The organism is Amycolatopsis sp. NPDC021455 (assembly GCF_040640995.1).
Taxonomy (GTDB): domain Bacteria; phylum Actinomycetota; class Actinomycetes; order Mycobacteriales; family Pseudonocardiaceae; genus Amycolatopsis.
The window spans coordinates 1-13,386 of record NZ_JBFACT010000087.1; the positions used below are offsets into that span (position 1 = coordinate 1).

General features: G+C 71.3%; 13 protein-coding genes. 6 read left to right on the forward strand and 7 right to left on the reverse strand.

Annotated elements, in window-relative coordinates; genetic code table 11:
- The first annotated feature begins 144 nt into the window (after positions 1-144).
- From AB0G28_RS44290 to AB0G28_RS44300, 3 genes are all read left to right on the forward strand, one after another.
- On the forward strand, positions 145-1,869 hold the full coding sequence (locus AB0G28_RS44290; RefSeq protein ID WP_361103934.1) for a cation acetate symporter: 1,725 nt from the start codon (positions 145-147) through the stop codon (positions 1,867-1,869).
- A gap of 70 nt (positions 1,870-1,939) precedes the next feature.
- Positions 1,940-2,299, forward strand: a complete 360-nt coding sequence (locus AB0G28_RS44295; RefSeq protein ID WP_361103936.1) for a DUF485 domain-containing protein — start codon at positions 1,940-1,942, stop codon at positions 2,297-2,299.
- Positions 2,296-3,906, forward strand: a complete 1,611-nt coding sequence (locus AB0G28_RS44300; RefSeq protein ID WP_361103938.1) for a cation acetate symporter — start codon at positions 2,296-2,298, stop codon at positions 3,904-3,906. The genes AB0G28_RS44295 and AB0G28_RS44300 overlap by 4 nt, the downstream gene beginning before the upstream one ends.
- A 63-nt stretch (positions 3,907-3,969) precedes the next feature.
- Here the strand turns inward: AB0G28_RS44300 and AB0G28_RS44305 are convergent, their stop codons facing one another.
- Entirely contained in the window at positions 3,970-4,707 is a 738-nt protein-coding gene (locus tag AB0G28_RS44305; RefSeq protein ID WP_361103940.1) for an isocitrate lyase/phosphoenolpyruvate mutase family protein, read from the reverse strand.
- On the reverse strand, positions 4,704-5,165 hold the full coding sequence (locus AB0G28_RS44310) for a carboxymuconolactone decarboxylase family protein (RefSeq protein WP_361103942.1): 462 nt from the start codon (positions 5,163-5,165) through the stop codon (positions 4,704-4,706). Before AB0G28_RS44310 ends, AB0G28_RS44305 begins: the two co-directional genes overlap by 4 nt.
- Positions 5,166-5,211: 46 nt before the next feature.
- Here AB0G28_RS44310 and AB0G28_RS44315 point away from each other — a divergent pair, with 46 nt between their 5' ends.
- Positions 5,212-6,594: a PLP-dependent aminotransferase family protein gene (locus AB0G28_RS44315; protein WP_361103944.1), complete on the forward strand. Its 1,383-nt coding sequence runs from the start codon at positions 5,212-5,214 to the stop codon at positions 6,592-6,594.
- Between the two features lie 180 nt (positions 6,595-6,774).
- Here AB0G28_RS44315 and AB0G28_RS44320 read toward each other — a convergent pair whose 3' ends face one another.
- The 3 genes from AB0G28_RS44320 to AB0G28_RS44330 form a co-directional block, all read right to left on the reverse strand.
- Positions 6,775-7,497 carry a peptidylprolyl isomerase gene (locus AB0G28_RS44320; RefSeq protein ID WP_361103946.1) on the reverse strand — a complete coding sequence of 241 codons (723 nt, stop codon included), beginning with the start codon at positions 7,495-7,497 and terminating at the stop codon, positions 6,775-6,777.
- 266 nt (positions 7,498-7,763) lie between these two features.
- A complete protein-coding gene (meaB, locus tag AB0G28_RS44325) occupies positions 7,764-8,729 on the reverse strand; it encodes a methylmalonyl Co-A mutase-associated GTPase MeaB (RefSeq protein WP_361103948.1) in 966 nt (321 codons plus the stop codon).
- Entirely contained in the window at positions 8,730-9,917 is a 1,188-nt protein-coding gene (locus AB0G28_RS44330) for an acetyl-CoA C-acetyltransferase (protein WP_361103950.1), read from the reverse strand.
- Between the two features lie 137 nt (positions 9,918-10,054).
- Between AB0G28_RS44330 and mce the strand changes: the two genes are divergently transcribed.
- Complete coding sequence (mce, locus tag AB0G28_RS44335) at positions 10,055-10,510, forward strand: methylmalonyl-CoA epimerase (RefSeq protein ID WP_361103952.1); 456 nt, start codon at positions 10,055-10,057, stop codon at positions 10,508-10,510.
- A 314-nt stretch (positions 10,511-10,824) separates the two neighbouring features.
- Here the strand turns inward: mce and AB0G28_RS44340 are convergent, their stop codons facing one another.
- Positions 10,825-11,397, reverse strand: coding sequence for a TetR/AcrR family transcriptional regulator (locus tag AB0G28_RS44340; protein ID WP_361103954.1), 573 nt, complete (start codon positions 11,395-11,397; stop codon positions 10,825-10,827).
- 19 nt (positions 11,398-11,416) lie between these two features.
- A complete protein-coding gene (locus tag AB0G28_RS44345; protein ID WP_361103956.1) occupies positions 11,417-11,785 on the reverse strand; it encodes an SPW repeat protein in 369 nt (122 codons plus the stop codon).
- Positions 11,786-11,990: 205 nt separating this feature from the next.
- Between AB0G28_RS44345 and ccrA the strand changes: the two genes are divergently transcribed.
- Positions 11,991-13,331, forward strand: a complete 1,341-nt coding sequence (gene ccrA / locus AB0G28_RS44350; RefSeq protein WP_361103958.1) for a crotonyl-CoA carboxylase/reductase — start codon at positions 11,991-11,993, stop codon at positions 13,329-13,331.
- Positions 13,332-13,386 lie beyond the last annotated feature (55 nt).

Genomic DNA, 13,386 nt, shown 5'->3' on the forward strand with positions numbered 1-13,386 from the left:
AACCCGAGTGCGTAGGAACTCTTGAGGGCGATCGCGTCGTCGTTGAAGGCGTTTACCGTGGTGCCGGAGATGTGGACGTCGCGGCAGCAGTCGCCAACGCACCGAACGCCACATTGGGGCGCTTGAGAGCGGCGGGGCAGGCTAGTGGGCGTCGCGCTCGCCGTCGCGCCTGTCGTCCTCGTCACGCTGCTCATCGGCGTCCGCGGGGTCGCCGCGATGCGCACGACGTCGGACTTCCTCGTGGCGTCCCGCCGGATCTCGCCGCTGGTGAACTCGGCCGCCGTCTCGGGCGAGTACCTCAGTGCCGCTTCCTTCCTCGGCGTCGCCGGGCTCGTCGTCAAGGACGGCATCGGCGCCCTCTGGTACCCGGTCGGCTTCACCGCCGGCTACATCGCGATGCTCGTGCTCGTCGCCGCGCCGATGCGGCGCTCGGGCGCGCTGACCGTCCCCGACTTCGCCGAAGCCCGGCTCAACTCCCCCGCGCTGCGCCGCCTCACCGCCGTCGTCGTGCTCGTGATCGGCACCATCTACGTCGTCCCGCAGTTCCGCACCGCCGGCCTCGTCCTCGCCGCGGTCGGCGGCACCCCGTACTGGGTCGGCGTGGTGCTGGCCGGCGCCGCGGTCAGCGTCACCCTGGCGCTGGGCGGCATGCGCGCGGCGACGTACGTGCAGGCGTTCCAGTTCGTCCTCAAGCTGCTGCTGTTCCTCGTCCCGGCGATCTGGCTGGTGCTGCAGGCCGGCGCGGTCAACCGGACCGACGCGCTCAACCCCGTCGAGTTCACCCACTTCGCCCGCGAGACCCCGGTGCGGTTCGAGGTCGACGTCACCATGGAGATCCGCGAACAGACCCCCGTCCGGCGCAACGGCGCCGTCGAAGTCCTGCAGCCGGGCGAGTTCACCGCGCGCAGCCAGGACGAGGTCGTGTTCGGGACGGGCGCGGCCGTCCCGGCGGTCCGCGGCGGCGCCGCACTCGGCGGCCCGGACTGGCGGCGCCCGCTGCTCGACCTCGGCGACCAGGGCCACCCGCTGCTCGGCACCTGGGCCGTGCTCGTCGCGACCATGCTGGGCACGATGGGCCTCCCACACGTCCTCATGCGCTTCCACACCAGCCCGGACGGCCGCGCCGCGCGCCGCACCGCCGCGATCACGGTCGCCCTCCTCGGCGTCTTCTACCTCTTCCCCGGCATCTACGGCGTGCTCGGCCGGGTCCTCGTCCCCGGGCTGTACCTCTCCGGCGCGACCGACACCGTCGTCGTCGCCCTGCCGTCCCAAGTGGACAGTGGCTGGACCGGCGGGCTGTTCACGGCGCTGCTGACGGCCGGCGCGTTCGCCGCGTTCCTGGCGACGTCGCTCGGCCTGCTGCTGGTGATGTCCGGCGCGATCGCGCACGACCTCGTGCCCGGCGAGCTGCGGCGGCTGCGGATCGCCGTGTTCGGCGTCGCCGGGGTGATGGTGCTGCTGGCGCTGCGCTCGGCCGAGCTCGACGCCGGTGTCCTGGTCACGTGGGGCTTCACCGTCGCCGCGTCGACGTTCTGCCCGCTGCTCGTGCTCGGCATCTGGTGGCCGCGCCTGACCGCGACCGGCGGGATCGCCGGCGTGCTGACCGGGCTGGTCGCGTCGTCCGGCTCGATCCTGTTCGCCCTCGCCGGGCCCCCGCTGAGCGGCTGGCCGGCGATCTTGGTACAGCAACCGGCCCCCTGGTCGGTACCCTTGGCGTTCGGCGTAATGGCGCTGGTCTCGCTGCGGGGCAGACCCCCCGGCTGGTCGATGGCGGCGATGCTCCGGCTGCACCTCGACGAACCCCGTTCGACGGGTTCGCGCGACCGTTCGTCAACCGTTCGTCGTCTGACCCGGCTGTTGAACCGCTGAATCTTCACACGAGACTCACACGTCCCTACGGTGTCGCAGGTCACTTTCCGCAGCGTCGCAGGGAGCAGCGATGAGCACGACGAACACCGGCGGGCCCCCGGACACGTCCGAGACGATCTGGGAACGAGCCCACGAAAGCACCGAGTTCCGCGAGCTGCGCAGCCGCCTGCGCCGGTTCGTCTTCCCGATGACGGCGCTGTTCCTCGTCTGGTACCTCCTGTACGTGCTGCTGGCGGACTACGCGCACGGCTTCATGAGCACGAAGGTGTTCGGCAACATCAACGTCGGCCTGATCTTCGGCCTCCTGCAGTTCGTCTCGACGTTCGTGATCACCGGGCTCTACGTCCGGTACGCGAACCGGAAGCTCGACCCGGTCGCCGAGAAGATCCGTGAGGACATCGAAGAGGGCGCTGCGAAGGAGCACGAATGAACACGACGCTCGCCGCGGGTGTCGAAGGCAGCAGCCCGCTCCTCAACATCCTGATCTTCGCCGCGTTCGTGGTCGTCACCCTGGTGATCGTGTTCCGGGCCAGCCGCAACACGAAGACGGCGTCGGACTACTACGCCGCCGGCCGCGCGTTCACCGGCCCGCAGAACGGCATCGCCATTTCGGGTGACTACCTGTCCGCGGCGTCGTTCCTCGGCATCGCCGGCGCGATCGCCATCAACGGCTACGACGGCTTCCTCTACTCCATCGGCTTCCTGGTGGCGTGGCTCGTCGCGCTGCTGCTGGTCGCCGAACTGCTGCGCAACACCGGCAAGTTCACCATGGGCGACGTCCTGGCGTTCCGGATGAAGCAGCGCCCGGTGCGCGCGGCGGCCGCGACGTCGACGCTGGCCGTGTCGTTCTTCTACCTGCTCGCGCAGATGGCGGGCGCCGGCGGCCTCGTAGCCCTGCTGCTCGGCATCGAAGGCGGCTTCGGGCAGGGGCTGGTGATCGCCGTGGTCGGCATCATCATGATCGCCTACGTCCTGATCGGCGGTATGAAGGGCACCACCTGGGTGCAGATCATCAAGGCCGCGCTGCTGATCATCGGCGCGCTCGTGATCACCCTGTGGGTGCTCGGCAAGTACGGGTTCAACTTCTCCCAGCTGCTGCAGGCCGCCGTCGACAAGGCGGGCAAGGCCGGGCAGTCGCTGCTCGGCCCGGGCAAGCAGTACGGCGCCACCGGCACGTCGAAGCTGGACTTCTTCTCGCTCGGCATCGCGCTGGTGCTGGGCACGGCGGGCCTGCCGCACGTCCTGATGCGCTTCTACACGGTGCCGACCGCCCGCGACGCGCGCCGCTCGGTGGTCTGGGCGATCGTCCTGATCGGCGTGTTCTACCTGTTCACGCTGGTGCTCGGCTACGGCGCGGGCGCGCTGGTCGGGCCGGACACGATCAAGAAGGCGCCCGGCGGGGTGAACTCCGCGGCCCCGCTGCTCGCGCTCGAACTGGGCGGGCCGGTGCTGCTGGGCCTGATTTCCGCGATCGCCTTCGCGACGATCCTCGCGGTGGTCGCCGGCCTGACGATCACGGCGTCGGCGTCCTTCGCCCACGACGTCTACGCGAACGTCGTCAAGCGCGGCAAGACGTCGCCGGACTCGGAGGTCAAGGTCGCCCGGATCACCGCCGTGGTGATCGGTGCCCTCGCCATCGGCGGCGGCATCCTGGCCAACGGGCAGAACGTCGCGTTCCTGGTCGCGCTGGCCTTCGCGGTCGCGGCCTCGGCGAACCTGCCGACGATCCTCTACTCGCTGTTCTGGAAGCGGTTCAACACCCAGGGCGCGCTGTGGTCGATCTACGGCGGCCTGGCCATCACGATCGTGCTGATCGTGTTCTCGCCCGCGGTGTCGGGCAAGAGCACGTCGATGATCAAGAGCGCGGACTTCGCCTGGTTCCCGCTGAGCAACCCGGGCATCGTTTCGATCCCGGCCGCGTTCATCCTCGGCTGGCTCGGCACGATCCTGTCCAAGGAGCACGACGAGAAGAAGTACGCCGAGATGGAGGTCCGTTCCCTGACCGGCGCGGGCGCCGAGAAGGCGGTCGTTCACTAGGTGCAGTGACCCCGAGGGCCGTCGCGAGGGTGTTCCCGATCCCCTCGCGACGGCCTTCGGCCATCAGTACGGCAGTTTGCCCTCCGTGACGCCCGCGACGGCCGCCTCGAACTGCTTCCGGACGTACTGCCACAGCCCGCCACCCAGCGAAATCCTCGCCACCCCCAGTGCGGCGAGGCCTTCCAGACCCGGGCTGCCCGGCCAAGCGGTCACGTTGACCGCACCGCCGGTCCCCTGCACGAACTCCGCGATGAGCTCGGGCGTGCGCAGGTGGATCGGGTAAACGCAGTCGGCGCCTGCCTCGAGGTAGGCCTTCGCCCTGGCGACGCCGGCTTCGAGTGCTTCCTTCGGATCCACTCCGCGGAAGGAGTCGACCCGGGCGTTGATCACCAGGCCGTCGCCCGCCGCCTCGCGGAGGGCGGCGATCCGCGCCGCCTGCTCGGCGACCGGCCGGACGCCGCCGGTGGCGTGGTCGGTGTCCTCGAAGTTGCAGCCGACGGCGCCGGCGTCGAGCAGCCGGCCCGCCAGTTCGGCGCCGGACAGGCCGTAGCCCGACTCCGCGTCGACGGTGACCGGGACACCGACCGCCTTCGTGATCCGCGCGGCGGCGGCGAACATCTCGTCCGCGGGCGCGGCTTCGCCGTCGGGGAACCCGAGCGCGGCCGCGACGGCGACCGAGCTGGTCGCGACGGCGGGGAACCCGGCGGCCTCGACGAGCTTCGCGGTGTCGGCGTCCCAGACGTTCGGCAGGACCAGCGGCTTGCCCGGGACGTGCAGCGCCTTGAGCGCGGCGGCGGTCACTCGTCCCGCTTCGGCAGCGGCGTGTGGCTGGTGATGGTCATCCGGTTCCAGCTGTTGATCGCGATGATCTCCCACCCGATGGCGCGGTACTGGTCCTCGCTGAACACCTTCGCCGCCTGCTCGTAGACGTCGTCGGGCACGGTCTGCGTCGAGGACAGCTTGGTCATCGCCTCGGTGAGGGCGAGGGCGGCCTGTTCCTGCTCGGTGAACAGGTCGGTCTCGCGCCAGCCGTCGAGCACGAACAGCCGCCGCGGCGACTCGCCCAGCTCGAGCGCGTCGCGGGTGTGCATGTCGAGGCAGTACGCGCAGCCGTTGATCTGCGACGCGCGGGTCTTCACCAGTTCCAGGAGCTTGCGGTCGAGCCCGGCGTTGGCCGCGGCTTTGTTCACCTCAGCCTGCAGGCCGGCCATCGCCTGGTAGAGCTCGGGGGCGCCCCCGAGTCCGATTCGGTTGGTCATGTCGATCACGCTAGCGGTGACTGGACCACCGGTATGGTCCAGTCACATGACTGATTCGTGGTCCAGTTCGGGGCTCGACGTCCACCTCGGCTGGCAGCCCGCGTCCGGTCGGGCCGGGCTCGCGGCGGCGATCCGCGCGGCCATCCGCGAGGGCCGGTGGCAGCCGGGCGCGGCGGTGCCGTCGACCCGCGCACTGGCGCACGACCTGGGCGTCGCCCGCGGAACGGTCTCCCGGGTGTACGCCGACCTCGCCGCCGAGGGCTACCTTCGCACGGCCCAGGGCGCGCCGACCCGGGTGGCGACGGCGGGCTCGCTCCCCCAGTCCGCGCCCCGGCAGGCGCCCCGCGACCCGGCACCGCGCTGGGACCTGCGACCGGGCCGCCCGGACCTGACGGCCTTCCCCCGCCAGGCCTGGATGACCGCCACCCGGCGGGCCCTGCTGCGGACCCCGGCGTCGGCGTTCGGCTACGAGTCGGAGCAGGGCTCGCCGGAGCTGCGGGACACCCTCGCCGGTTACCTCGCCCGCGCCCGCGGGGTGGTCGCCGACCCGGCGCGAATCGTGGTGTGCCACGGGTATTCGCACGCCATCGCGGTGCTGTCCCGCGCGCTTTCCGGCCTGGGCGCCGGCGAAATGGCGTTCGAAAACCCGTCGCTGGCCACCTACCGGTCGATCGCGGCGGCGCAGGGACAGCGGGTCGTCGGCGTGCCGGTCGACGAGCACGGGATCGACGTGTCCGCGTTGGACAGTCCGGCGGCGGTCGTGACGGCGGCCCACCAGTACCCCACCGGCGTCACCCTGGCCCCACCGCGGCGGGCGGCCCTGGCCCGCTGGGCGAGCGAGTCGGGCGCGTTCGTGCTGGAAGACGACTACGACGGCGAGTTCCGCTTCGACCGCCAGCAGGTCGGGGCACTGCAGGCGCTGGCGCCGGAACGGGTGGTGTACGCGGGCACGGCGAGCAAGACCCTGGCCCCGGCGCTGCGGCTGGCGTGGCTGGTGCTGCCGCGGACCCTGGTGGAGCCGGTCCGGGCGGCGATGGCCGACAGCGGTTCGCGCCCGGCGCTGCTGAACCAGCTGGCACTGGCCGAGCTGATCGACTCAGGTGCCTACGACCAGCACGTCCGCCGCAGCCGCGCGGAGTACCGCTCCCGCCGCGCCCGCCTGCTGGCGGCCTTGCCGGACTCGGTGCGGCCGTCCGGCATCTCGGCGGGCCTGCACCTGCTGCTGAAGCTGCCCCCGGACGGCCCCTCGGAGGCAACGGTCCTGGCGGCCTGCCGCCGCCGCTCGATCGGCATCGAAGGCCTGGGCAGCTACTGGATGACCCTGGACGGCCCAGGCGGCCTGATCGTCGGCTACGCGGCAACCCCGAAACACGCCTTCACAGGCGCCACCCAAAACCTGGTGGAAGCCCTCCGCGAAGCCACCCCCTAACCCTCCCGCCCGAGTTCCGCCCCCAATCACACGAGCCGACCCTCCAGTCACGCGAGTCGACCCTCCAGTCACGCGAGTCGACCCTTCAATCACGTGTGATGCCCCCTCAATCACACGTGATGCCTCTCCAATCACAAGTATTGAGAGGGCCGTCCCTCGGGGTGGCCCTCTCAAACACCGTCAGAACCAGCAATCGGGGCGGACGCGGAGCAGTTCCGTCCGCAGCACCGGCGTGCCGTCGACCGGCGCCGGGTCCTCCGCGGTCGGCTGGATTCCGCCGGCGGCGACCTTGTCGAGCGTCTTCAACCCCTCGGCGCCGACCGTGCCGAACACCGTGTAGTTGGGCCGAAGCGCGGAATCGCCGTAGACGACGAAGAACTGCGAGCCGTTGGTGTCCGGCCCCGCGTTGGCCATCGCGAGCAGGCCGCGCGCGTACACTCGCCGCGCGCCGGTCGGGTCGGTCGGCGCCGGCGGCAGGTCCACCGGCAGCTCGTCCTTGTACTTGTACCCCGGCCCGCCCTCGCCGGTCGCGGTCGGGTCACCGCACTGCAGGACCTTCAGCGTCGGATACGCGGTGAGCCGGTGACACACCGTGTGGTCGTAGAACCGGTGCCGCGCCAGGTGCAGGAAGCTCTGCACCGTGCACGGCGCCTTCGCGCGGTCGAGCCGCAGCGGAAGTGCGCCCTGGCTGGTCGGGATCGCGACGTCGACCTCGCCGTGGCTCGGTGTGTGCCGCGGGTCGGGTGGCAGCGGTACCGGCCGGGCGGGCGGTTCGTCGGGAGTTTCGGTGTACTGGCACGGCCCGTGAGTCGTCTTCGGCGGAGCGTCGGCTGCTGTGGCGACGCCGTTGCCCGCCACGAACAACGCGCCCGCCGCCAGCGCGGTGACGAGTGTTTTCTTCATCCTGCACACCCTCCCAGTGATCGCCCGGTTCCGGAGCGTCCCGCAGTCTAGGCCCCGGCACCGACAGCCAGAACCGGCGAAAGTCGCCCGTGTCAGCCCATCGGGTGAATCCCCGCGCCGGGACCCCGAAATTGTCGGACCCCCGGAGCACGCTGTCGATCAAGCGGCAAAGTGCCGCACTCGCGGAGGAGGAAGTCATGGCGCGTCGGCGAGGAATCGTTGCGGTGGAACGGATCGCGAAGGCGATACTGCGGCTCCTGCGCACGTCACCCGCGCAGGTCGGCGATCAGCTCTTCGGCGGCGGCGAACGGATCGATCTCCCGGGCCACGACCCGCTCGGCCACCCCGGCCAGCCGTCCGCCGCCGCGCAGGTCTGCCAGCTCGGCCCGCAGCCGCCGGACGGCGATGGCCTCGACTTCGTCGCGCGCCCGGGCCGCCCGGCGCCGCGCCAGCTCGTCGTGCGCCACCAGCCAGTCATGGTGCGAAGACAGGGCCTTCACGACCTCGTCGATGCCCTCGCCCTTCGCCGCGACGGTCCGCACGATCGGCTGGCGCCAGGCGGCTCCCCGGATCTCCCGGCGGGCCAGCGCGATCATCTGCTTGAGGTCGTGCACGGTGGCGTCGGCACCCTCGCGGTCCGCCTTGTTCACGACGAAGACGTCGGCGATCTCGAGCACGCCAGCCTTCGCGGCCTGGATGCCGTCGCCCATCCCCGGCGCGAGCAGCACCACCGTGGTGTCGGCCAGTTTCACGACGTCCACTTCGGACTGTCCGACGCCGACGGTCTCGATCAGCACGACGTCGAAGCCGGCGGCGTCGAGCACGCGCACCGCCTGCGGCGTCGCCCACGACAGCCCGCCGAGGTGTCCTCGCGTGGCCATCGAGCGGATGAACACGCCGGGGTCGGTGGCGTGCTCGGTCATCCGGATCCGGTCGCCGAGCAGCGCACCGCCGGAAAACGGCGAAGACGGGTCGATGGCGAGCACGCCGACCCGCTTGCCCTCCGCGCGCAACGCGGTGAGCAGCGCCGAAGTCGAGGTCGACTTGCCGACGCCGGGTGGCCCGGTGAGCCCGACGACCCGGGCCCGCCCGGTGTGCGGGGTCAGTGCCCGGGCGATCTCGGCGACACGGGGGTGGGCGTCCTCGACGAGCGACAGCAGCCGCGCGACGGCACGGGGTTGCCCGTCCCGCGCGCGGCCGACCAGGTCGTCGAGGTCGAGTGGGCCGGCCACTTACGCGGACGGCACCCGCAGCAGCAGGGCGTCGCCCTGGCCACCGCCACCGCACAGCGCGGCCGCGCCGAGGCCGCCACCGCGGCGGCGCAGCTCGTGGACGAGGTGCACGGCGAGCCGGGCGCCGGAGGCCCCGATGGGGTGGCCGAGGGCGATGGCGCCGCCGTTGACGTTGACCTTCTCCGGGTCGAGGCTGAGCTTCTCGGTGGAGACGAGCCCGACCGCGGCGAAGGCCTCGTTGATCTCGACGAGGTCGAGGGCGTCGGCGGTCAGGTTCGCCTTCGCCAGCGCGGCGAGGATGGCGTTCGACGGCTGCTCGTGCAGGCTCGCGTCGGGCCCGGCGACGACACCGTGCGCACCGATCTCGGCGAGCGGCGTGATCCCGAGCTCCTCGGCCTTCGCCCTGCTGGCCACGACGACCGCGGCGGCGCCGTCGGAGATCTGCGAGGCAGACCCCGCGGTGATGGTGCCGTCGGAGGCGAAGGCCGGGCGCAGCTTGCCGAGGCCTTCGGCGGTGGTGTCGGCGCGGACGCCTTCGTCGGTGTCGAAGACGACCGGGTCGCCCTTGCGCTGCGGGATGGAGACCGGCGCGATCTCGTCGGCGAAGTAGCCGTTCTTGATGGCTTCGGCGGCGCGCTGGTGGGAGCGTGCGGAGAAGGCGTCCTGCTGCTCGCGGGTGACGCCGTAGCGGGAGTTGTACTTCTCCGTCGAGGCGCCCATGGCGACCTGGTCGAAGGCGCAGAAGAGGCCGTCGTGGGCCATGTGGTCGACGAGGGTGCTGTCGCCGTACTTGTAGCCGGAGCGGGACTTCGGCAGCAGGTGGGGCGCCTGGGTCATCGATTCCTGCCCGCCGGCGACGACGAGGTCGAACTCGCCGGCCCGGATGAGCTGGTCGGCGAGCGCGATGGCGTCGAGGCCGGAGAGGCAGACTTTGTTGATCGTCAGGGCGGGCACGCTCATCGGGATGCCCGCGGCGACGGCGGCCTGGCGGGCCGGGATCTGGCCGGCGCCGGCGGTCAGCACCTGGCCCATGATCGTGTACTGCACCGCCTCCGGGGAGACCCCGGCGCGTTCGAGGGCCGCCTTGATCGCGACCCCGCCCAGCTGAGCCCCCGTGAAGTCCTTGAGGGAGCCCAGCAGGCGCCCGATCGGCGTACGGGCGGCACCCAGGATCACGGAACCGGACACGGCGTCCTCCAAGCATCGGCGCATGGGCAGTTTTCCCGACCATACCCGGGAGCAGGGCTTCTTGATGGAGCCAGTGTGAGGCGGGGCACGCGACGATTCCGGCTGGGCGCGGCGCGCGGGCCCCCTATCCTGCCTCCATGAATGACGCTCTGCGGCCGTTCGTGACGGCCATCGACCACGTCGGCATCGCGGTCCCGGACCTGGACGCGGCCATCGAGTTCCACCGCGCGCACTTCGGCCTGGAAGTCGCGCACGAGGAGGTGAACGAGGAGCAGGGAGTGCGCGAGGCGATGCTGCGCGCGCCCGGCACGGCCGGCACCGAGACGCAGATCCAGCTGCTGGCGCCGTTGCGCGAAGACTCGGCGATCGGCAAGTTCCTGGCGAAGAGCGGCCCGGGGCTGCAGCAGCTGGCGTACCGCGTGTCCGATGTGGACGCCGCGGCGGCGGCCCTGCGCGAACAGGGCCTGCGGCTGCTGTACGACGCGGCGAAGCGCGGCACGTCGAACAGCCGGGTGAACTTCATCCACCCCAAGGACGCCGGCGGCGTCCTGGTCGAGCTGGTGGAGCCGGCGAAGGACGGCGCCGCGCACTGACGCGGACCCGTTCGGACGCAACGACTCCAGCTCGGCGAAGCCGCTCACGGATGACAAACGGGCGGGGCGGGGCCCAGGAGGAAGCCGATGGGGCACCTCCGCGCCCCGGCGGCGCGCCCCGCATGCGGGGCGGCCCGACGCCACGCCCGCACGCCGAGGCGGGCCCGACGCCACGCCCGCACGCCGAGGCGGGCCCGACGTCGGGCCCGCATCGCGCGGCACCCCGGCGCCGCAATCCCCACGGCGAGGTGGTCGACAGCACGCCCCACACGGCGAGGCGACCCGCACTTCGCGGCGCCCGTCCCGGGCAACCCTCAAGCCGGCGCCGTCTTCGAGACGAGGGCGTCGGCGATGAAGGTCAGCTCGCCGTCGAACTCGGCGGGCAGGTCGTCCTCCGAGTGCCGAGCGGTCGCGTGGCGGTGGCTTACCGCGCGGGCCAGCAGGCCGGACGCCCGCTCGACGTCGGCCGGTGGGAGTCCGCCGCCGGTGGCTGCCAGGATCACCGCTCGGACCTGCCGGACCAGGATCTGGAAGCGTTCGTGGAGGGCGTCGCGGACGACGTGGTGGGTGTCGGCCTCGCGCCACAGCAGGTGCGAGAGCCCGAGGGACCGGCTGAAGCGGTGGTCGAGTTCGCGGACGAGGCGCCGCAGGCTGCCCGCGAGGTCGCCGGGGACGACGACCACCGCCGGCTCGATGCGCTCGTCGGGCAGCCGCTCGACGAGCGCGGTGAGCAGGTCCGACTTGTGCCGGAAGTAGTAGTGCACCAGCCCCTTCGGCACCCCGGCCCGCTCCGCGATGCGGGAGGTCGGGGTGGCGTCGAAGCCGGACTCGGCGAAGAGCGCCTCGGCGGCGCAGAGAATGCGCTCCTTCGCCGAATCCTCGGTCATTCCGGTGCCTCCTGGTGCGTCAGTGCTGGCCGGCCGTGCGGTGGGCGGCGTTCGCGACCGGCATCGCCGCCGCGCCGGCGATGACCGTCAGCACGCCGGCGATCCAGGACGTCCAGGACGCGCCGTTGAACTCGGTGTACCCCATCACCCACGGCGCGATGAAGAGCAGCACGCCGAGCGCGATCTGGACGCCTTCGCCGTAGACCATGCCCGGCATCGCCAGCGAAACCAGGCCGTCGAGTGCGATCAAGGCGCCCAGGACGACCATCGTCCACATCGCGGTCGTGTCCGTGCTCAGCCAAAGGGGTGAAAGAGCGGCGACCACCCCGATGACGACCTCGGCCCAGTCATGGGGCCGGGTCCATGCGCGCGTAGAGACTTCACTCATTCGTGCTCACCTCCGTCGGCGAAACTGCTGGTCGGGTGGGTGTACCCAGTGCCGATGATCCGCTTGACTGGCCAGCCGGTCAAGATATTCGGGTCACAGTTCGGCTCGTGAGGGTGCCGCTCGTCTCGTACAGTTGTGGGCGCGTGTTACCGGCGAGTAATTTCTGGCGCCAACGCCGTTGACCCCCATTTCCGCGGAGGAACCGATGACGCAGCTCGGCGAGATCCAGCAGGCCATCCTGAACGGCGAGTCCGCCGCGGTCGGCTCGTTGCCCGTGCCCGAGAGCTACCGCGGGGTGACCGTGCGCGCGGACGAGGTCGACATGTTCGAGGGCCTCGAGAGCCGGGACAAGGACCCGCGCAAGTCGCTGCACGTCGACGAGGTCGCCGTCCCGGAGCTCGGCCCGGGTGAGGCGCTGGTCGCGGTGATGGCGAGCGCCATCAACTACAACACCGTGTGGACGTCGATCTTCGAGCCGATCCCCACGTTCAAGTTCCTCAAGAAGTACGGGAAGCTCTCGCCGCTGGCCAAGCGGCACGACCTGCCCTACCACGTCGTCGGCTCCGACCTGGCCGGCGTCGTGCTGCGGACCGGCGTCGGCGTGCACAACTGGAAGCCGGGCGACGAGGTCGTCGCGCACTGCCTGAACGTCGAGCTCGAAGGCCCGGACGGGCACAACGACACGATGCTCGACACCGAGCAGCGGATCTGGGGCTTCGAGACGAACTTCGGCGGGCTCGCCGAGATCGCGCTGGTCAAGGCCAACCAGCTGATGCCGAAGCCGGACCACCTGACCTGGGAAGAGGCCGCCTCCCCCGGCCTGGTCAACTCGACCGCCTACCGCCAGCTCGTCTCGCGCAACGGCGCGGACATGAAGCAGGGTGACGTCGTCCTGATCTGGGGCGCCTCGGGCGGCCTCGGCTCCTACGCGACGCAGTACGCGCTGAACGGCGGCGCGATCCCGGTGTGCGTCGTGTCCAGCCCGGAGAAGGCGGCCATCTGCCGGAAGCTCGGCGCCGAGCTGATCATCGACCGCAGCGCCGAGGGCTACAAGTTCTGGAAGAACGAGAACGAGCAGGACCCGAAGGAGTGGCAGCGCTTCGGCGCGAAGATCCGTGAGCTGACCGGTGGCGAGGACCCGGACATCGTGTTCGAGCACCCGGGGCGGGAGACGTTCGGTGCTTCCGTCTACGCCGCGCGCAAGGGCGGCACGATCGTCACCTGCGCGTCGACCTCGGGGTACCTGCACCAGTACGACAACCGCTACCTGTGGATGAACCTCAAGCGGATCATCGGCTCCCACTTCGCGAACTACCGCGAGTCCTGGGAGGCGAACCGGCTGATCGCGAAGGGGCTGATCCACCCGACGCTCTCCAAGACCTACTCCCTCGAAGAGACCGGGCAGGCCGCGCTGGACGTGCACCGCAACGCCCACCAGGGCAAGGTCGGCGTGCTCGCGCTCGCCCCGCAGGAAGGCCTCGGCGTCCGCGACGAAGAGAAGCGCGCGAAGCACCTCGACGCGATCAACGCCTTCCGCGGCGCCTGAGCCGTGACGACGCCGGGAGCACCCGTGCTCCCGGCGTCGGAAATCCCCGAAGAGC

Excerpts from the sequence above, each read along its gene's own strand:
- AB0G28_RS44300 (WP_361103938.1), top strand. The coding sequence starts at position 2,296 with ATGAACACGACGCTCGCCGCGGGTGTCGAAGGCAGCAGCCCGCTCCTC.
- AB0G28_RS44340 (WP_361103954.1), bottom strand. The coding sequence starts at position 11,397 with ATGACCGAGGATTCGGCGAAGGAGCGCATTCTCTGCGCCGCCGAGGCG.
- AB0G28_RS44295 (WP_361103936.1), top strand. The coding sequence starts at position 1,940 with ATGAGCACGACGAACACCGGCGGGCCCCCGGACACGTCCGAGACGATC.
- mce (WP_361103952.1), top strand. The coding sequence starts at position 10,055 with ATGAATGACGCTCTGCGGCCGTTCGTGACGGCCATCGACCACGTCGGC.
- AB0G28_RS44320 (WP_361103946.1), bottom strand. The coding sequence starts at position 7,497 with ATGAAGAAAACACTCGTCACCGCGCTGGCGGCGGGCGCGTTGTTCGTG.
- AB0G28_RS44345 (WP_361103956.1), bottom strand. The coding sequence starts at position 11,785 with ATGAGTGAAGTCTCTACGCGCGCATGGACCCGGCCCCATGACTGGGCC.
- ccrA (WP_361103958.1), top strand. The coding sequence starts at position 11,991 with ATGACGCAGCTCGGCGAGATCCAGCAGGCCATCCTGAACGGCGAGTCC.
- AB0G28_RS44310 (WP_361103942.1), bottom strand. The coding sequence starts at position 5,165 with ATGACCAACCGAATCGGACTCGGGGGCGCCCCCGAGCTCTACCAGGCG.
- AB0G28_RS44315 (WP_361103944.1), top strand. The coding sequence starts at position 5,212 with ATGACTGATTCGTGGTCCAGTTCGGGGCTCGACGTCCACCTCGGCTGG.